A 19,580-nucleotide genomic window follows, 5' to 3' on the forward strand; every position below is an offset into this window, starting at 1 on the left:
GAAGGTGAATTTGTTGAGAGCTTTTAAATTTGTCATTCCTATAATGTTGCTTGTTGGGGGATTTGGCTGGATGAAATTGAGTAAGGATTTCCAGGACGTACCCGAACTATCACGCTTTTTCATTATAATTGGTGCAATGCTTGTAAGCGGGGTAATTTCTTATTTCCTGTTCCCGAAAGATGAAGGCGAAAAATCCTGACAAGAGATCGATAGCAAATTTGCTATCGATCTTTTTTTGTTTGTGTTTACGTTAATACTCTTATCAATATATATATATAGGTTAACCAATAAAATATTTAGGTTGACGTATAATATGTTATCTATTATTCTGTTAAAGATAACATAAACGCTAGGGGTGTATTATGACAACAGCTACAGTGAAGACGAAAAGTAAAAGTATCATGAGTCCGTTAACGCTTGTCTACAGTGGGATGTTCGCGGCGCTGATGATGATCGGGGCAAATATTACAGCGTTTGTACCATTTCTAGTTATAGGTGGCATACCGATTACGTTGCAGACTTTTTTCGCAATTCTTGCAGGACTTATTCTTGGCAGTCGCAGGGGAGCGCTCGCAATGACGGTCTATATGTTTATCGGACTTGCGGGGGCACCTGTATTTGCAAAGTTTGGCGGCGGAGTTGGGTCAATTATCAGTCCAACATTTGGATTTGTTGTATCTTTCATTTTTGTAGCATTCATTGCAGGGAAAATCGTTGAAAAGAATGGAAAGATACATGGTTATATTATCGCTGCACTTGTTGGAATGGTTGTGAATTATGTATTCGGAACGAACTGGATGTATGTCGCATTTAAACTCTGGGCAGCTGCTCCTGATGTATTCTCCTATAAAGTGGCATGGGTATTGATGATGCCGCCGCTACCGAAAGATATCATTCTTGCCGTACTTGCCGGGATTTTCGGGCATCGTATGTATAAAGTGTTAAAAGTGAGGCGTTAAGTATGACTAACTATGATACTTTGGCGAAACGCGTACTTGAAGGGCACCAATTAACGGACAAGGAAGCCATTTCTGTTTTGGACAGTCCAGATGATGACTTGCTGCCGCTTCTTCACGCGGCTTATACAATTCGAAAACATTATTATGGAAATAAAGTAAAACTCAATATGATTATGAATACGAAATCGGGCTTATGCCCGGAAAACTGCGGCTATTGTGCGCAGTCTATTATTTCGAAAGCGCCGATTGAAAAGTATTCCATGATGAAAAAAGAGGAAATTGTAGCCGGCGCGACAAGAGCAGCCGAATTAAATGCGGGAACCTACTGTATTGTGGCGAGCGGGAGAGGTCCTGTAAACCGTGAACTTGAAATTGTCATCGATTCTGTGAAGGAAATCAAGTCAAAACATGAGCATATGACTGTTTGTGCATGCCTTGGACTTTTGAAGCCGGAACAGGCTTCCCGATTGAAAGAAGCTGGTGTAGACCGATATAATCACAATATTAATACGTCGGCAGAGCACCATGAAAGTATTACGACATCTCATACATATAATGACCGTGTAAACACAGTTAATATTGTGAAACAATCTGGCATTTCACCATGTTCAGGTGTCATCATTGGTATGCGGGAAACACAACAAGATGTCGTCTCAATGGCACGCAGTTTGTACGCGATGGATACAGATTCAATTCCTATAAATTTTTTACACGCAGTAGATGGGACCCCGCTTGGCGGCACGGATGAGTTGACACCGTTTTACTGCTTGAAAGTGTTGTGCTTGTTTAGATTCATTAATCCGTCAAAGGAAATTAGAATTTCCGGTGGACGTGAAGTGAACTTGCGCAGCCTCCAACCGTTCGGGTTATATCCGGCAAACTCAATTTTTATCGGGGATTATTTAACAACAAATGGTCAGGAGAGCGATAAGGATTTTCAAACACTAAAGGATATGGGGTTTGAAGTAGATTTGGAACCATTAGCCAAAGAACCAATTACAGTGTGAATTTAAAAATGGACTTCCCATTCAACGGGAAGTCCATTTTTATTCGGGAGGATTAAACGGTTGAAGAATATCCCGTTTGCCCTTCGTATGAAAAACAAGTACTTTATCAGTCGGATCGTACTTTTTACCGTAAAATGTTTCATCTTTATAAGTGTGGATTTCGTCGTAAGTCTGTGTCATTGCATTGTAGATTTCTTCTTCGCCTGAATCTGTTGGTGACCAGTATAAGATTTCAAGCACTGTGTTCTCACCTGTTGCAAGAGAACGACGATTATAACCGATACGCTGTGCATGGGAGAAGTTTTCGCGTGAGTAGAATTTAAGCCGTTTTGCAGTATCCGTGTCTTCATAATCGACGGGCTCTACTTCAAGGAGAATCGGTTTGTTTTTGGTCTTTAACATAGTCAACAGTTTACCGCCAAGTCCCATACCGCGTGATTGTGTTGATACAAACAAATAGTCGACGAAAATAAACTTTTCGAATTCGACATACATGAGTACGTGATGCGGTCCTTCATCTTTTTTATAGACGCTTTTCTTGTCAGTCAGTAATGCGTCCATATGTTCTTTTGACTTCATTTCTTCGACTGGAAAGTATTCGTTTAATTTCTCATACCAATTCAAAATGTATTGCCTCCACTGGTTTATTTACCCCGGAGTTTTTTGTTTTGGATCGTGAGACCAAGGAAAAAAGAAGGGCCGTAAAAAATCCTCTATATACCCTATGCCCTTAATTCAAAAAGGTAAACCTTCTTAATTTCAAATCAATAAAATGAAACTATTCCCCTGTTTAACCGTATACTTTACTATCAGCAAAAATCTTTGATAATGGAAAAGGGTGTATATATGTTTAACTTAATACTATTTTCAATTATTGTGGGCGTCATTTTCAGTTTAGTAATCGTCCCATTTATCTTGAGTACTCAAAAGAAACCGAGTGTGGATGAGGCAAAAGCGAATGTAAGAGTTCCTTTTAATAGAGGAGCGGCGATTGTCGTCGTGGCGATTCTGTCTGCTATTGTCGTGTTCGTGTTTTACTACACTACAAACATGGATCGTAATTGGACGTCTCTATGGATAGCATTTCTTATCGTTACTTTCCTTGGAGCAATCTCAGCGGGCGGGAAAGACCGCCAATTGAAACTCGTTCTATTTTTAGGTTCTCTCGCTTTTGGAGCATATATTCTCAGTGCGCCACTATTCAACGCCGATAAGAAATACAAAGCAGTTGAAATGGACCAGCAAGTGGAAATTAAAGCATTCGATGAAACAAAAACACCCGCAAGTGTTCCTCCGAAATTTGCCCGTAATAAGATGAAGAAAGCATTTGGGCAAGTGCCGAATACGAGTTACTATGAACTGGGCAGTCTGCAAATTCAAAAGGTCGATGGCAAGTTTGTCTATATTGCGCCCGTCGAGTTTTCAGGCTTCTTTAAATGGTGGAATGCGAAAACAACGCCAGGGTACTTTACGATGAGTGCGACAGATTCATCAGATAACCCGAAATTCGTGAAAGCTGAAATGGCGTATACACCTTCATCATTCTTCCATAAAGAAGTGGAACGTCATATACGAATGAAAATGCCGAACCTTATTTTTTACGGTGATGTACAACTTGAAATTGATGATGATGGAAAACCGCACTATATCCGCTCTTACGGGGAATTTATATCCGCACGTAATGGCTTTGATGTTAAAGGGATTGTGACGGTCGATCCTGCTAATGGCGATGTGAAGAAGTATTCGCTTGCAGATGTGCCCGATTTTATCGATGGAGCTGTTTCGCCTGAGGCGGTAAGCCTGCAAAACAGTTATTTCGGAAACTATGTCCATGGTTTTTGGAATTCAGTCGTTGGGAAAAAAGATGTCAAGCTGCCGTCTGATGAAGGAACAGAGGCGAATGTGAGTCCGATTTTCGACGAGAAGGGCCATATGTATTACTTTACAGACTTCACAAGTCCGAAAGAAGGCGTCGACTCGATGCTCGGCTATGCATTGACGGATGGTAAGACAGGTGAAGCAACGTATTATACAGGCAATCTGGAAGAGTCATATATGGATTCACAAGGAGCGCTTCAGATTATTGAAAAGAAATTCATTGAGAAGAAATGGTCTGGTGAAATGCCGGTCTTGTACAATTTTTACGGTGAAGCAAGTTGGTTGACGCCAGTGCTTGATTCGAATGGATTCTTGCAAAATTATTTCATCGTATCAGCTGCCAATCCGGAAATATCGGTCTTCGGCAACACGCCGAACGAGGCATTGAAATTATATAAGACAGCTCTCCAGCGCGGGAGCAGCAATGTAGGCGGCAGTTCGAGCGCGGAAGAAGCGAAAGCCGCGGTAACGGTTGTACGTGTATTTAAAGAGCGCGTTGGTGACTTTACGCTCGTTTCATTTTTAGCAGATGATGGACGTAACTTTATTGTTTCGTCGGAAACGGTGCCGCTCGCGATCTATATTCAAGAAGGCGATAAGCTTGCCGTTACGTATTTGGAGACAGGTGAATTATTCTTGCCTGTGAAAGAATTGACGAACGTCAGCATGGAATAATAAAAAATGGAGTGTCAGGAGAATTCGTCCTGCGCTCCATTTTTTGTTTAGTACGGTTAAAAGGTATTGCAACAAGCCGATACTGGCTGAGTCTGGTGCATATCGATTGCAGAACATACGGAATGTCATGTACAATCAAGTCAAAGATAGTCAAAGTCAACGGCTTATCCCCCGTATGAAAGAGGTGAGGGCATGAGAAACATTTCCGACATTATAGAAGGATATTTGAAATCCATAATCGAAGAGGAACAGTGTGGAATTATTGAAATCAAGCGCAATGAAGTTGCTGAAAAGTTCCAGTGCGTTCCTTCTCAAATCAACTACGTCATTAAAACCCGTTTCACAGCGGAGCGTGGTTATGCAGTTGAATCGAAGCGCGGGGGCGGCGGCTATATACGCATTTTCCGCGTGCAAGCAAATTCGCGTAAAGAATTGATTGAACATATTTTGGGCGGTATCCAATCGGGAGCTTCCTATACGATGGCCTTGGATGTCGTTTACAGACTGATTGAGGAAGAAGTCATATCGGAACGCGAATCAAAGCTCATTCTTGCTGCTGTCGATCGAACGACGATTCATCAGCCGCTTCCGGAACGTGATATTATACGTGCGCGCATTTTACAGGCGATGCTCTTGACGCTTATTTACGAACAGCTCAACTAATCGTCAATCTAACTATTATGAGGTGGCTTTCGATGATATGTGAAAATTGTAAAGAACGACCTGCTTCCATTACGATCACCCAAGAAAGTGTGGTCGGATCGATGGAAAGACACTTATGTGAAAAGTGCGCTTTCCAATCGCAGACATTCCAATTTGACCCCAACCAGGAACCCCTGTCGATTCAGCAGTTCCTATCCCACTGGTTCGGAGGTTCTGATCCTTTCTTGGCGCAACCACAAACGCGGGGAGAGTTGTTAGAAGGACCCGAATGTCCTTCTTGCGGTCTGACGTTCCCGAAATTTCTTGACATCGGAAAGTTTGGCTGTTCCGAATGCTACGACACATTCCGCGGGAACCTACCGCATGTATTTGGCAAGCTTCACAACGGTCACTCTACTCATACCGGAAAAATCCCGGTTTCTTTCAACGAATTATATGCAGTCAAAAAGAAAATTGAAGAAATCCGAGTGAAAATGAAAGAGGCTGTGGAAGCCGAGCATTTTGAAGAGGCGGCAGCTTTGCGTGATGAAGCGAATACACTAAAGCAACACCTTGCCCATGGAGGTGAAGAAAACGATGTCGATTGAAAAGTTCATGCGTAATGCGGTAACCCCTTGGATGACTGCTTATGGAGAGCATTCAGACATCGTGATGTCGACGCGAATTAGGCTTGCCCGCAACTTGACGGGGTATCGTTTTCCTATTGCATTTACTGAAAAAGAAGCGATGGCAGTTGACAGAGCGGTTACGGGTGTTTTGCTTGATTCTATGCAAAGCGGGTATTCCTACACCAAGATGTCCGATTTGCCCGCACTGGAGCGTCAAGTGCTTGTTGAAAAACATCTGATCAGCCCGCAGCTTGCGGCCCCTGATCGGCATGGTGCAGTCCTGCTATCGGAAAATGAAACTGTAAGTGTCATGGTGAACGAGGAAGACCATATTCGAATACAGTGTATTTACCCAGGGCTGCAGCTTATGGATGCCTATAAACAAGCTGATCAGGTTGATGACTATCTCGAAAAAGAACTACCTTATGCTTTCGATGAAGACTTCGGCTATTTGACAAGCTGTCCATCGAATACGGGAACCGGCATGCGCGCATCAGTGATGATGCATTTGCCCGCACTTACGATGACGAAGCAGATTGACCGTATTATCCCTGCCATCTCTCGGCTTGGAATAATCGTCCGTGGAAGTTACGGAGAGGGAAGCGAGGCGCCCGGTAATGTCTATCAAGTGTCGAATCAGACGACGCTCGGAAAAACAGAACAGGAAATTCTTGCGGATCTTGGAAATATTGCATCTCGGCTGATTGGGCATGAGCGGAAATCACGCGAGTTGTTGCTTACGAAGTCCCGAATTGCGCTTGAGAATAGGTTATTCCGTTCGCTGGGTACAATTAGCTATGCTCGGTTATTACCTTCAGGCGAGGCGGCACGTTGCCTCTCGGACGTCAGACTCGGTATAGACTTAGGCATTATCCAGGACGTTGATATGTCGATTTTGAACGAGTTGATGATTTTTATGCAGGCAGGATTCCTGCAACAATATGCAAGCACGGAATTATCTCAAGAAGAACGAGATATATTCAGGGCGAAACTATTTCGTGAACGGCTCACTGTAGAAAGAGCAGCTCCCTCAGCTGGAAGTAATCCAGAAGAGTGAGCAGGTATTTTGCATATTGCATTTCATTTAGGTATAGTTAAGTCAAAGATAGTCAAAGTCAATTTTTGCAATAAAGGAATTCCTGTATAGTTGGTTGAATACGTATAATAGGATGGCTATTTCTTGCACCTTTTTGAAATAGAAACTCAATTGAGTAATCTATGAGTTTTTAGGGAATTGATTTATATAGATAGAAGGAGAGGACTGAATATGATGTTTAATCGATTTACACAGCGAGCACAGAAAGTATTGCAACTTGCCCAAGAAGAGGCTATCCGTATGAAACACGAGTCTATTGGAACAGAACACATTTTGCTTGGGCTAATTCGTGAAGGTGGAGGCATTGCTGCAAAAGCGCTTGAAGCGATAGGTGTCAACTTTGAAACAATCGTACAAGGTGTAGAAAAACTTGTAGGGGCTGGAACAAAGGATGTCGGTCCAATCGTCCATTACACACCTCGAGCAAAAAAGGTCATTGAATTATCGGTGGATGAGTCACGCAAGCTTGGCCATTCTTATATCGGAACAGAACATATTTTGCTGGCACTTATCCGCGAAGGAGAAGGTGTGGCAGCACGTGTCTTGAATAATGCTGGTGTCAGCCTTAACAAAGCGCGTCAACAAGTACTTCAGCTTCTTGGAAGCAATGACAGTTCTGCAACCGGCCAAGGCATTTCAAATTCTGCAGCAACACCGACATTGGATAGCTTGGCACGTGATTTAACGGAAGTGGCACGTGAAGGTTTGCTTGATCCGGTTATCGGTCGGAGCAAGGAAATAACACGCGTCATCGAAGTGCTAGCGCGCCGTACAAAAAACAATCCAGTGCTAATCGGGGAACCGGGTGTTGGTAAGACGGCAATCGCGGAAGGACTCGCGCAGCAAGTCATCAACAACGAAGTGCCGGAAATTCTCCGTGACAAGCGTGTTATGACACTTGATATGGGAACGGTCGTTGCAGGTACGAAATACCGTGGTGAATTCGAAGACCGCATGAAAAAAGTGATGGAAGAGATTCGACAGGCGGGCAATATCATCCTGTTCATCGATGAACTGCATACGCTGATTGGGGCGGGCGGAGCTGAAGGTGCAATCGATGCATCTAATATCCTGAAGCCATCTCTGGCACGCGGTGAATTGCAATGTATCGGTGCAACGACGCTCGACGAATATCGTAAATATATCGAAAAAGATGCAGCACTTGAAAGACGTTTCCAACCGATTCAAGTCGACGAGCCGACTGTCGATGAAACGATTCAGATTCTCCATGGCCTACGCGATCGTTATGAAGCGCATCACCGTGTGAAAATCACTGACGAATCAATTGAAGCGGCTGCAAAAATGTCGGATCGCTATATTTCTGATAGATTCCTTCCTGACAAAGCGATTGACTTGATTGACGAAGCGGGTTCGAAAGTACGCCTTCGTTCATATACAACACCGCCAAATTTGAAAGAGCTTGAATTGAAATTGGAAGCAATCCGCTCTGAAAAGAATGCTGCTGTCCAAAGTCAAGAATTTGAAAAAGCGGCATCGTTCCGTGATAAAGAACAGAAGATGAAAGAAGAACTTGAAACAACTAAAACAGACTGGAAAGAAAAACAGGGCCAGAAAGAGTCCGAAGTAACAGTTGAAGATATCGCAGAAGTTGTAGCGATGTGGACTGGAATACCGGTTTCTAAAATAGCCGAAGCGGAATCTGCTAAGCTGCTCAATATGGAAGAGATGCTTCATGAACGCGTCATTGGCCAAAGTGAAGCAGTGACAGCTATTTCCCGGGCAATACGACGGGCACGTGCAGGGTTAAAAGATCCGAAGCGTCCGATTGGTTCCTTCATTTTCCTTGGACCAACAGGCATCGGGAAAACGGAATTGGCAAGAGCACTTGCAGAAGTCATGTTCGGTGATGAAGATGCAATGATCCGTGTCGATATGTCCGAGTACATGGAGAAGCACTCGACGTCGCGTCTCGTCGGTTCACCTCCGGGGTATGTAGGTTATGAAGAAGGCGGACAGTTAACAGAAAAGGTTCGTCGGAAACCATATTCAGTTGTCCTGTTAGATGAAATTGAAAAAGCTCACCCGGATGTCTTCAATGTACTCTTGCAAGTACTGGAAGATGGAAGATTGACGGATTCAAAAGGACGCACAGTTGACTTCCGTAACACGGTTGTCATTATGACATCCAACGTAGGAGCACAAGAATTAAGAAAGAATCGTTACGTCGGTTTCAACTTAGGAGATGCAGGTCGTGATTACGAAGGCATGAAATCGGCAATGCTTGAAGAGCTGAAGAAAGCATTCCGTCCGGAGTTCTTAAACCGTGTCGATGAAATGATCGTTTTCCATTCACTCGAAAAAGAGCATTTGCGTGAAATCGTCTCGCTTATGTCCAATGAATTGACAAAACGTCTAGGTGAACAGGATATCGAACTTGAGTTGACTGATGAAGCGAAAATGAAAATCGTCGATGTCGGTTATGATCCGGATTATGGTGCTCGACCACTACGTCGTGCAATTCAGAAACACGTTGAGGACCGGTTGTCTGAGGAACTCCTTAAAGGGACGATTCTGCTAGGCGGTAAAGTACTCATCGATGTAGTCGATGGAGAATTTGTTGTCAAGACAGGCAAAGATGCCGAAAAACAACAGGTCGTGGAAATAGAAGAAGTACTAGAAAAATAAAGATTGAACTGGATAGTCCATACCACCGACGGTTCTTTTCGGCGGCGATGGGCTGTCCTTTTCGTGTTTGGAGGATTTTATGGCAAAAAGAAAGACAAAGTTCATGTGTAAATCCTGTGGCTATGAATCACCGAAGTGGATGGGCAGGTGTCCAGGCTGCGGCGAATGGAACACGATGGAAGAAGAAGTTGAAGTTGTTGCCCAAAAAGGTCCGCGCGGTGCATTTCAGCATACGGATGCTGTTCGTCAAAAAGCATTGCCGATCAGTTCAATCGAGATGGTGCAGGAACCACGAATCGACACAGACCTGGATGAGTTTAACCGGGTTCTGGGCGGCGGGATTGTACCTGGCTCACTCATTCTGATTGGTGGAGATCCGGGCATTGGAAAGTCGACACTCCTTCTTCAAGTGTCTTCACTGCTTGCGAATAAAGGGCAGCGTGTCCTTTATATTTCAGGGGAGGAATCAATTCGCCAGACGAAACTGCGTGCAGAAAGACTTGGCGTAAAGTCGGATGAACTATATATCTATGCGGAAACGGATCTTGGCTTAATTCATGAAACGATTGCGGATGTGAAACCGACGTTTGTTATCGTGGACTCAATCCAAACGGTCCATCACCCCGAAGTGGCGTCAGCGCCTGGAAGTGTATCTCAAGTACGCGAATGTACAGCTCAACTGATGCGCATCGCCAAGACGCAGAACATCGCTATTTTCCTCGTGGGTCACGTGACGAAAGATGGCCAGATTGCAGGACCGCGGTTGCTTGAGCATATGGTGGATACCGTTCTGTATTTTGAAGGGGAGCGTCATCATACGTATCGGATTCTGCGCAGTGTGAAAAATCGGTTTGGCTCGACAAATGAAATCGCCATTTTTGAAATGTTGCAATCCGGGTTGAAGGAAGTGCTCAATCCGTCCGAATTGTTCCTCCAAGAAAGGTCTCAAGGTGGGCCCGGCTCGACGGTTGTCGCATCGATGGAAGGAACGCGCCCGATTCTTGTTGAAATTCAAGCGCTGGTCACTCCGTCGAGTTTCAACTATCCGAAGCGAATGGCAACCGGTCTCGATCAAAACAGAGTTTCCTTGTTGATGGCTGTGCTTGAGAAAAGGATGGGTATGCTGTTGCAGGCTCAGGATGCTTATATTAAAGTTGCGGGCGGCGTGAAGCTGGATGAACCGGCAATCGACCTCGCCGTGCTCATGAGCATTGTCTCTAGCTACCGTGATTTGGCGGCTGGGTTGTCTGACTGCTTTATCGGCGAAGTCGGCCTGACGGGCGAAGTACGCCGGGTCTCCCGCATCGAACAGCGTGTGACAGAGGCGGCAAAACTTGGTTTCGAACGCGTCATTGTTCCCGCTTCGAATCTCGGCGGCTGGGATTACCCGAAAGGCATCCGTGTGGTCGGTGTTGAAACAGTCAGCGATGCCTTGAAAATCGCTTTCAAAGAATGAATGCAGGATAGGACTGCCACTATGGCAGCCCCTGTCGTTTCGCTGTTGCAATGATGCAAAGATAAGGAACTTTCATGTGCGGTCGAGAGTCCTATGACGATAGAAGGAAATATTGCATTTCCCTATGCTTATCAAAGCGGTATGAAGGGGAAACATGTATAATTAGTAAAATAAGGAGGTGGTTCATATGTTGAAAAAGGTAGTTCAAGTTTCATTCCTGCTAATTGGAGGAACGTTGGGTGTGTTATTTTTACCGCATTTATTCAAATTATTTTCTTTTACTTCGAGTCTATTAATAAACAATCCATACGTGTCCGCAATCCTTGGAGCAGCGCTTCTCTTTTTGCTCAGTCTTTTCTTAACTGAACCGATTATTAATTTTATTAAGTGGATGGAAGAGCGCTTACTGAAAGCGCCGATTTTCGACTTGCTCTTTGGTACAATTGGTCTCATGGTAGGTTTGAGTGTCGCATTCCTTGTCAGTTTTGGTTTGAGCAGTATTCAGATACCTGTCATTACGTCTGTACTTCCAATTCTTTTATCGATTATTCTTGGGTATCTCGGTTTTCAGGTCGGGTTTAAGAAACGGGAGGAACTGATCCATGCGCTGCAGTCTACAAAAAACAGTGGGCTCAAAAAGAAAGAAGTGGAGGATGCAGCGGGGCAAACAAAAGGTAAGCTCTACAAAGTCTTGGACACGAGTGTTATTATAGATGGTCGGATTGCCGATATTTCTGCAACCGGCTTTCTGGAAGGCGTGCTTGTAGTGCCGCAGTTCGTATTAACAGAGTTGCAGCATATTGCGGATTCCTCGGATACGTTAAAGCGGACAAAAGGCAGACGCGGGCTTGATGTTCTAAAACGCATGCAAACCGACGACGGTCCGAATATCCTTATAACGGACGAAGATTTCAACGGCGTTCCAGAGGTAGACATGAAGCTTGTGCATTTGGCGAAAAGTATGGACGGGCTTGTCGTGACAAATGACTTTAACTTGAATAAAGTCGCAGATTTACATGGTGTATCCGTGTTGAACATTAATGATCTTGCAAATGCTGTGAAACCGGTTGTCATTCCGGGAGAAGATATGTACGTCGTCATCGTTAAAGATGGCAAGGAGCATAATCAGGGTGTCGCCTATTTGGATGATGGCACAATGATCGTAGTCGAGGATGGGAAATTCCACATTGGCAACGCCGTTGATGTCGTTGTAACTAGTGTGTTACAAACGTCAGCAGGGCGAATGATTTTCGCAAAACTTAAAAATGGTAAGATTTCAAAAGTGAATTAAGCAGTTTGTGATTATGAATAGAAGAGGATGGCAATTGTGAACTATACAGTTATGATGCCTGCAGCTGGAAGCGGTCAGCGAATGGGTGCAGGTTATAATAAACTTTTTTTAAAATTGGATGACAAGCCGATTTTGATTCATACGCTCGATGTGTTCGAAGGTGATCCGGCATGCGAGGGGATCATCCTTGCGGTAAAGTCAGACGAACGTGAGTATATCCAAGCGTTGCTTGAAGAGTTTGCTATCAGGAAAGTGACTGCGCTGGTAGATGGCGGAGGAGAACGGCAAGATAGTGTGGCGGCATGTATGAAAGTATATGACAAGGATGGTATTGTTCTTGTCCATGATGCTGCAAGACCGTTTATCCGCCTCTCGGTCATTGCTGAACTGGTGAAAGTAGCTAACGAACATGGTGCGGCAATTGCGGGTGTGCGGGCGAAAGACACGATGAAATATGCAAAGGAGGGCGTTGTTGAGCAGACGGTGGATCGCGGCAAGTTATGGGTCATCCAAACCCCGCAGGCGTTTCGATACGCTTTGCTTAAACGGTCGTCTGAAGAAGCACAAGCACAAGGCTTTCTAGGGACGGATGAATCAATGCTTGTAGAACGTTTCGGACAGCCTGTGCACATCGTCGAAAGTACGTATGACAATGTTAAGATGACTACACAGGAAGATCTCCTATTCGGAGAGATCTTATTAAGAAGGAGACAGGAGGATTTTAATGATTCGCATAGGACAAGGTTTTGATGTACATAAATTCGAGGCAGGTCGCCCGCTTATCATTGGCGGCGTAACAATTCCGCATGACAGGGGGTTAACGGGCCATTCTGACGCGGATGTGCTTCTGCATACAATTACTGATGCGGCTCTTGGCGCGATCGGTGAAGGAGATATCGGACGGCATTTCCCAGATACGGATGCTGCATTCAAAAATGCGGACTCCGCAGTACTGTTAGAAAAAATCTGGACACTCGTAGAAGACAAAGGCTATAAACTCGGAAATATTGACTGCACGATTATTGCACAAAAGCCAAAAATGGCACCGTATATTGAAGTGATTCGTAAGCGTGTCGCAGAGTTGTTGAAGGCAGATGAAACACAAGTGAATATTAAAGCGACGACAACAGAACAACTAGGATTTACTGGACGCGAAGAAGGGATTGCTTCTATGGCGACGATTCTTCTCATTAAGGCATAACAGCTTTTAAACAATCAGGGCAAGTGGTAAAATAACAAACAGTAGTAAAATCAGATCGGAGAGAAATCATATGACAACAGAAGTACGCGTACGTTATGCGCCAAGTCCGACAGGCCATTTACATATTGGAGGAGCACGGACTGCGCTTTTCAACTATCTTTATGCACGCCATCACGGAGGGAAATTTATCGTCCGAATCGAGGATACGGATATTGAACGTAATATCGAATCGGGAGAACTTTCCCAACTTGATAATTTAAAATGGCTGGGCATCGATTATGATGAATCAGTTGACATCGGAGGTCCATATGGTCCATATCGTCAAATGGAACGTCTTGACCTTTATACGAAATACGGTCAGGAAATCGTGGAGAATGGTCATGCTTACAAATGTTTCTGTACATCAGAAGAACTGGAAGCAGAGCGTGAAACCCAGAAGGCAGCAGGTATTGCAGCGCCAATGTATGGCGGTAAATGCCGCAATCTGAGCGCGGAAGAAGTAGCAGAAAAAGAAGCTGCCGGACTGCCGCATACAATTCGTATGCGTGTGCCGGAAAATGTTACGTATAAAGTGGAAGACCTTGTGCGTGGCACAGTGTCATTCGAATCGAAAGACATCGGTGACTGGGTTCTTGTGAAAGCGAACGGTATCCCGACTTATAATTTCGCGGTCGTAATCGACGATCATTTTATGAAAATATCCCACATATTCCGTGGAGAAGAACATTTGACGAACACACCAAAACAACTAATGGTGTTTGATGTCTTTGGTTGGCAATATCCGCAATTCGGTCATATGACACTAATTGTAAACGAAGATCGTAAAAAGCTTTCAAAACGCGATGAGTCGATTATTCAATTCATCTCACAATATAAAGACCTCGGGTACTTACCTGACGCGATGTTCAACTTCTTTGCATTGCTTGGCTGGTCGCCGGGTGGAGAAGAGGAGATTTTCACACACGAAGAGCTCATCAAGATGTTCGACGTAAGCCGATTATCTAAATCTCCATCTATGTTCGACAAACAAAAATTGACATGGACGAATAACCAATACGTGAAAAAAATGAGCCTCGATGAAGTGGTTGAATTTGCATTGCCATATCTTCAAGATGCCGGACTTATTAATAAAGATATGACAGAAGCGGAAACTGCTTGGGCACATGATCTAATCGCTCTTTATCAGGATCAGCTCAGCTTTGGAGCGGAAATTGTTGAACTATCCGCCCAGTTTTTCGATCATGAGATTGAATATGATGAAGAATCACAAGCTGTACTTGCCGGGGAACAGGTGCCTGAGGTCATGGCTTCATTCAAAGAAAAACTGGAAGCACTCGAAACTTTTGATGCACCGTCCATCAAAGACGCTATTAAAGCAGTCCAGAAGGAAACCGGCCATAAAGGGAAAAACTTATTTATGCCAATCCGTGTTGTGACAACAGGTCAGATGCATGGGCCTGAATTACAGGCATCCATTGCTTTAATAGGTAAAGAAAAGTCAATCGCGCGAGTTGCTAAATACGCAAAACAATAACATTGACTTTCGACTTTTGAAATGTAAAATGGGAAGTAATATCTATAGGAGGTTGTTTTAAGGAACGTGGTCTAAAATCGCGTCGTCCTGTCATAATGACTCCTATAGACCTAAATCGTTGAGAAGGATAAGTACATGTTGCAAGCTCTTCAGAGAGGATCATCACCGGCTGTAAATGATCCGTGCCTCTGCAACGTGGAAATGCCCCTTTGAGTGCCGTGCCGAAAGTAAGTAGGCCGGACGCATCGCCAGCGTTATGGGCGTCAAGCGGGAAGGCAAACACCTTCCAAGCGGAGTGGAACCACGCATTCAATGCGTCTCTGTCATTTATTTGACGGGGACGTATTTTTTTATGAGAAAAGCGGAAGCGGCCTTTACAAATGAATGCAGCTTAAGTGCGCCACTTCCTGTGGCAACAGCTGCATGACCTACATCCTGTAGGCCCGCGGCAGGCATAAGACGGACTGACGAAGCGGGGCTCTTTCCCGCGTAGTCAGGTCGGCTTATGACCCGAGCATTTGGCCGCTGAAGCTAGACAAGAAAAGCGGAAGCGGCCAGAGCAAAGGAACGCAGCTTAAGTGCGCCACGTCCTGTGGCAACAGCTGCATGACCTACATTTTGTAGGCCCGCGACAGGCATAAGACGGACCGGTGAAGCGGGGCGCTATCCCGCGTAGTCGGGTCGGCTTATGACCCGAGCATCTGGCCGCTGGAGCTAAACACGAAAAAAGGGGAGTGAACGAGTTGTTTCGCAGAATGAAAGAAGACGTTCGGTGCATATTTGAACAGGACCCGGCGGCACGTAATACTTTCGAAGTGGTGTTAACTTATTCCGGATTACACGCGTTATGGTCTCATCGAATTGCACATGCTTTGTATAAAAGAAAGTTATTATTTTTAGCACGTCTTGTCTCGCAGATCAGCCGTTTTTTCACAGGAATAGAAATTCATCCCGGCGCAAAGATTGGGCGCAGGTTTTTCATAGATCACGGTATGGGTGTTGTCATAGGAGAAACATGTGAAATCGGTAATGACGTCACGATTTACCAAGGCGTAACCCTCGGCGGTACAGGTAAAGAAAGCGGCAAGCGGCATCCGACGCTTCATGATAATGTACTTGTTGCATCGGGTGCGAAAGTGTTGGGCTCCATCACAATTGGTGAGGGCAGTAAAGTAGGGGCAGGTTCAGTCGTGCTAAAAGACGTACCGCCGGAGTCGACGGTTGTTGGTATCCCGGGGAAGGTCGTCATTTCGAACGGTGTGCGGGTGAAGAGTAAACATGATCATCGTGACATGCCGGATCCTGTAGCTGATAGATGTCAGATGCTTGAAAATGAGATTAACTATTTGAAAAACAGGCTCGAACAATTGGAGAATTCCAAAGTGAAGGAAGGGGATTTATCATGACGATTCAAATTTATAACACGTTAACACGCAAGAAAGAGCCCTTTATCCCATTGGAAGAAGGCAAAGTGAAGATGTATGTCTGCGGCCCTACTGTTTATAATTACATCCACATCGGAAACGCACGTCCGGTTATTGTTTATGATACGGTACGTCGCTACCTTGAATATCGTGGATATGACGTAACATACGTCTCAAATTTCACAGACGTCGATGACAAAATCATTAAGGCGGCAAACGAACTCGGGGAAGAGGTCGGTGAACTGACGGAACGCTTCATCAATGCTTACTTCGAAGACGTCTCTGCGCTCGGTTGCGGCAAAGCGGATGTTCATCCGCGTGTGACGGATCATATTGAAGATATTGTTGATTTCGTCAACGTGTTGGTTGATAAAGGCTTCGCCTATGAATCGCAAGGGGATGTCTATTACCGTACTCAGAAATTCGATGGCTATGGTAAATTGTCTCACCAATCAACGGATGAACTAAAGGTTGGAGCGCGAATTGAGGAAGGCAATAAGAAAGAAAATCCGCTCGACTTTGCCCTATGGAAATCGGCTAAAACGGGTGAAATTTCATGGGATAGTCCATGGGGATTAGGGCGTCCAGGCTGGCATATCGAATGCTCGGTCATGGCAAGAGAGCACCTTGGCGATACAATCGATATTCATGCGGGAGGTCAAGATCTGACATTCCCACATCATGAAAACGAAATCGCTCAATCGGAAGCGATGACAGGCAAACAGTTTGCCCGTTATTGGATGCACAATGGGTACATTAATATCGATAATGAAAAAATGTCCAAATCACTGGGTAATTTTGTTCTTGTAAACGATATTAGGAAGCAGATTGATCCGAAAGTACTTCGTTTCTTTATGTTATCCGTTCACTACAGACATCCGGTCAATTTCTCGCAAGAATTAGTTGTGAGTGCAGAAAACGGGCTTGCTCGAATCCGTACCGCATATAACAACTTGAAACACCGACTCGAAACGTCTGCGGATCTCGGCGACCAGAAAGATATCTGGAATCATAAAGTGGATGAAATTAAAAGTGAGTTTGAAACGGCAATGGATGACGACTTCAACACGGCGAACGCTATTGCATCGATATTCGAGTTATCGAAGCTGGCAAACGTCTATTTGCTAGAAAAGAATACGCAATCGGATGTCCTTGAGCATTTCATCCATACATTTGATGGGTTGATGACGGTTCTTGGATTGCCACTTGATGACGAAGCAGGTTTATTGGACGAAGACATCGAAGCGCTAATTGAAGAACGGCTAGCGGCACGCCGCAACCGTGATTTCAATCGATCAGACGAAATTCGTGATGAATTGAAAGCGCAAGGCATCATCCTGGAAGATACAGCACAAGGCACACGTTGGAAAAGAGGATGAGCGACGTGTATAACTTGCGTGATATAGATGTTAAACAAATAAAGGCATTGGCCCTTGCTTACATGGGAGATGCGGTATACGAACAGGCAATTCGGGAGCATCTTCTGCGCTCAGGGCGTGTGAAACCGAATGTGCTACACAGGGAAGCGACGCATTATGTATCTGCGAAATCACAGGCAGCTACACTGAAGATGATGCAGGAATCAGGATTTCTGACGGAAGAGGAAGCGGCGGTCATGAGGCGCGGTCGCAATGCGAAATCTGGTTCTGTCCCTAAAAACACGGATGTCGTGACGTACAACTATAGTTCAGGATTTGAAGCTGTCATTGGTTACTTGCATTTACTGGGCAGAGAAGAACGAGTGAAAGAGATTATCGATGAGTCAATTCGGTTCATCGAAATGCCGAAAGAGGAGGGATTATGATGAATGAACACGAAAATGAAATTGAAGCTGAATTAATTGGTGGGAAAAATCCTATTGTTGAAGCGCTACGCTCCGGCAGGGAACTGAATAAGATATGGGTTGCTGAAGGGCTTCATATGAAAAGTATCGGTGAGATTCTATCCTTGGCAAAAAAAGCCGGGATTATCATACAGGCAGTGCCGAAACAAAAGTTGGATGGTTTGCTTGATGTGAATCACCAGGGAATTATCGCTTCGGTTGCGGCTTACGAATATGCGGAATTAGAAGACTTATTTACAGTTGCAACCGAGCGAGGGGAAGATCCGTTCTTCCTCATTCTCGACGAACTCGAGGATCCCCACAATCTGGGTTCGATTCTTCGGACTGCAGATGCAACAGGGGTCCACGGAGTTATCATACCGAAGCGCCGCGCCGTCGGGTTGACAGGCGTTGTTGCCAAGTCATCTACAGGTGCAATTGAACATATCCCTGTCGTCCGTGTAAATAACCTCTCCCAAACGGTAGAGGAACTAAAAAAGCGGGGAGTCTGGATTGCGGGGACAGATGCTGCCAAATCAGTAGATTATAGGTTAATGGATGCGACGCTTCCACTTGCTGTTATCATCGGAAGTGAAGGAAAAGGAATGTCGCGTATTTTGAAAGAGAAATGCGATTTCCTCTATCATTTGCCAATGGTTGGACATGTTACCTCATTGAACGCGTCAGTTGCAGCTTCCCTTCTTATGTACGAGGTACTGCGCAAACGTCAACCGCATACGTCTAACAGATGAAAACAGATATACTCCTAGTCGATGGCTATAATATTATCGGCGCATGGGAGGAACTGGGCGGGATGAAGCGGAAAAAACTAGCGGATGCACGGGACCGTTTGATAGAACGGATGGCGGAATACAAGGCGCATACTGGTTGGCGTGTCATTATTATTTTTGATGCGCATCTTGTACCGGGTATTGAAAAAAGAAAACGGCACTACAATGTCGAGATTGTCTTTACCCGGGAAAAAGAAACTGCCGATGAAAGAATTGAAAAACTGGTTTCCGAATTGAGGGGACGAAGTGTTCAAATTCATGTAGCCACATCTGATTTAACAGAACAATGGGTCATTTTTGCACATGGCGCACTAAGAAAGTCGGCTCGCGAGCTAGAACTTGAAATAAATAAAATTGATGAACTTATATCGGCAAAAGTGAAGACAATCCAAGGGCAGCGGCCGCTTTCAAAGATACCTTTAACTGACGAAGTTGCAGAAATATTTGAAAAATGGCGACGTGGAATGAAATGAACGGTTGACGTAAATTTTTCCAGTAAGGTATACTTGTTATATAATAGTGATAACGA

General features: G+C 44.6%; 19 protein-coding genes and 1 other annotated feature. Of the genes, 18 read left to right on the plus strand and 1 reads right to left on the minus strand.

From position 1 onward, the window contains the following. Positions 1 to 13 precede the first annotated feature (13 nt). The 3 genes from MKZ11_RS05225 to bioB all read left to right on the plus strand — a co-directional run bounded on the left by MKZ11_RS05225 (position 14) and on the right by bioB (position 1,966). The gene (locus tag MKZ11_RS05225) at positions 14 to 199 is read left to right on the plus strand and encodes a histidine kinase (RefSeq protein WP_340792950.1); all 186 of its coding nucleotides are present in this window, start codon (positions 14 to 16) and stop codon (positions 197 to 199) included. A gap of 163 nt (positions 200 to 362) precedes the next feature. Beyond that, positions 363 to 959 (plus strand): biotin transporter BioY, encoded by a 597-nt coding sequence (locus tag MKZ11_RS05230; protein ID WP_445326977.1) that lies wholly within the window; start codon positions 363 to 365, stop codon positions 957 to 959. 2 nt (positions 960 to 961) lie between these two features. Then, positions 962 to 1,966, plus strand: a complete 1,005-nt coding sequence (bioB, locus tag MKZ11_RS05235) for a biotin synthase BioB (protein WP_340792951.1) — start codon at positions 962 to 964, stop codon at positions 1,964 to 1,966. Positions 1,967 to 2,005: 39 nt separating this feature from the next. Here the strand turns inward: bioB and MKZ11_RS05240 are convergent, their stop codons facing one another. After that, the gene (locus MKZ11_RS05240) at positions 2,006 to 2,590 is read right to left on the minus strand and encodes a GNAT family N-acetyltransferase (RefSeq protein ID WP_340792952.1); all 585 of its coding nucleotides are present in this window, start codon (positions 2,588 to 2,590) and stop codon (positions 2,006 to 2,008) included. Positions 2,591 to 2,812: 222 nt separating this feature from the next. Here MKZ11_RS05240 and MKZ11_RS05245 point away from each other — a divergent pair, with 222 nt between their 5' ends. The 15 genes from MKZ11_RS05245 to MKZ11_RS05315 all read left to right on the plus strand — a co-directional run bounded on the left by MKZ11_RS05245 (position 2,813) and on the right by MKZ11_RS05315 (position 19,524). Beyond that, complete coding sequence (locus MKZ11_RS05245) at positions 2,813 to 4,519, plus strand: hypothetical protein (RefSeq protein ID WP_340792953.1); 1,707 nt, start codon at positions 2,813 to 2,815, stop codon at positions 4,517 to 4,519. Between the two features lie 192 nt (positions 4,520 to 4,711). Next, the gene (locus MKZ11_RS05250) at positions 4,712 to 5,182 is read left to right on the plus strand and encodes a CtsR family transcriptional regulator (RefSeq protein WP_340792954.1); all 471 of its coding nucleotides are present in this window, start codon (positions 4,712 to 4,714) and stop codon (positions 5,180 to 5,182) included. Positions 5,183 to 5,214: 32 nt separating this feature from the next. Further along, positions 5,215 to 5,769 carry a UvrB/UvrC motif-containing protein gene (locus tag MKZ11_RS05255; RefSeq protein ID WP_340792955.1) on the plus strand — a complete coding sequence of 185 codons (555 nt, stop codon included), beginning with the start codon at positions 5,215 to 5,217 and terminating at the stop codon, positions 5,767 to 5,769. Next, positions 5,759 to 6,847: a protein arginine kinase gene (locus MKZ11_RS05260; protein WP_340796927.1), complete on the plus strand. Its 1,089-nt coding sequence runs from the start codon at positions 5,759 to 5,761 to the stop codon at positions 6,845 to 6,847. Before MKZ11_RS05255 ends, MKZ11_RS05260 begins: the two co-directional genes overlap by 11 nt. 210 nt (positions 6,848 to 7,057) lie before the next feature. Next, positions 7,058 to 9,532, plus strand: a complete 2,475-nt coding sequence (locus MKZ11_RS05265; protein WP_340792956.1) for an ATP-dependent Clp protease ATP-binding subunit — start codon at positions 7,058 to 7,060, stop codon at positions 9,530 to 9,532. A 79-nt stretch (positions 9,533 to 9,611) separates the two neighbouring features. Continuing rightward, positions 9,612 to 10,988, plus strand: a complete 1,377-nt coding sequence (radA, locus tag MKZ11_RS05270) for a DNA repair protein RadA (RefSeq protein ID WP_340792957.1) — start codon at positions 9,612 to 9,614, stop codon at positions 10,986 to 10,988. A 187-nt stretch (positions 10,989 to 11,175) separates the two neighbouring features. After that, positions 11,176 to 12,279: a PIN/TRAM domain-containing protein gene (locus MKZ11_RS05275; RefSeq protein ID WP_340792958.1), complete on the plus strand. Its 1,104-nt coding sequence runs from the start codon at positions 11,176 to 11,178 to the stop codon at positions 12,277 to 12,279. Positions 12,280 to 12,315: 36 nt separating this feature from the next. After that, positions 12,316 to 13,029: a 2-C-methyl-D-erythritol 4-phosphate cytidylyltransferase gene (gene ispD / locus MKZ11_RS05280; RefSeq protein WP_340792959.1), complete on the plus strand. Its 714-nt coding sequence runs from the start codon at positions 12,316 to 12,318 to the stop codon at positions 13,027 to 13,029. Continuing rightward, complete coding sequence (gene ispF / locus MKZ11_RS05285; protein ID WP_340792960.1) at positions 13,004 to 13,480, plus strand: 2-C-methyl-D-erythritol 2,4-cyclodiphosphate synthase; 477 nt, start codon at positions 13,004 to 13,006, stop codon at positions 13,478 to 13,480. The genes ispD and ispF overlap by 26 nt, the downstream gene beginning before the upstream one ends. Before the next feature lie 70 nt (positions 13,481 to 13,550). After that, positions 13,551 to 15,014 (plus strand): glutamate--tRNA ligase, encoded by a 1,464-nt coding sequence (gene gltX / locus MKZ11_RS05290; protein WP_340792961.1) that lies wholly within the window; start codon positions 13,551 to 13,553, stop codon positions 15,012 to 15,014. Between the two features lie 109 nt (positions 15,015 to 15,123). Next, positions 15,124 to 15,339, plus strand: a binding site (T-box leader). A gap of 418 nt (positions 15,340 to 15,757) precedes the next feature. Further along, entirely contained in the window at positions 15,758 to 16,420 is a 663-nt protein-coding gene (cysE, locus tag MKZ11_RS05295; protein WP_340792962.1) for a serine O-acetyltransferase, read from the plus strand. Beyond that, on the plus strand, positions 16,417 to 17,817 hold the full coding sequence (gene cysS, locus MKZ11_RS05300) for a cysteine--tRNA ligase (RefSeq protein WP_340792963.1): 1,401 nt from the start codon (positions 16,417 to 16,419) through the stop codon (positions 17,815 to 17,817). The genes cysE and cysS overlap by 4 nt, the downstream gene beginning before the upstream one ends. Further along, entirely contained in the window at positions 17,814 to 18,242 is a 429-nt protein-coding gene (locus tag MKZ11_RS05305; RefSeq protein ID WP_340792964.1) for a Mini-ribonuclease 3, read from the plus strand. Before cysS ends, MKZ11_RS05305 begins: the two co-directional genes overlap by 4 nt. Continuing rightward, positions 18,242 to 19,012 carry a 23S rRNA (guanosine(2251)-2'-O)-methyltransferase RlmB gene (gene rlmB / locus MKZ11_RS05310; protein ID WP_340792965.1) on the plus strand — a complete coding sequence of 257 codons (771 nt, stop codon included), beginning with the start codon at positions 18,242 to 18,244 and terminating at the stop codon, positions 19,010 to 19,012. The genes MKZ11_RS05305 and rlmB overlap by 1 nt, the downstream gene beginning before the upstream one ends. Next, a complete protein-coding gene (locus tag MKZ11_RS05315; RefSeq protein WP_340792966.1) occupies positions 19,009 to 19,524 on the plus strand; it encodes an NYN domain-containing protein in 516 nt (171 codons plus the stop codon). The genes rlmB and MKZ11_RS05315 overlap by 4 nt, the downstream gene beginning before the upstream one ends. The last annotated feature ends 56 nt before the right edge of the window (positions 19,525 to 19,580 follow it).

The organism is Sporosarcina sp. FSL K6-1508 (genome assembly GCF_038007465.1).
Taxonomy (GTDB): Bacteria; Bacillota; Bacilli; order Bacillales_A; family Planococcaceae; genus Sporosarcina; species Sporosarcina psychrophila_B.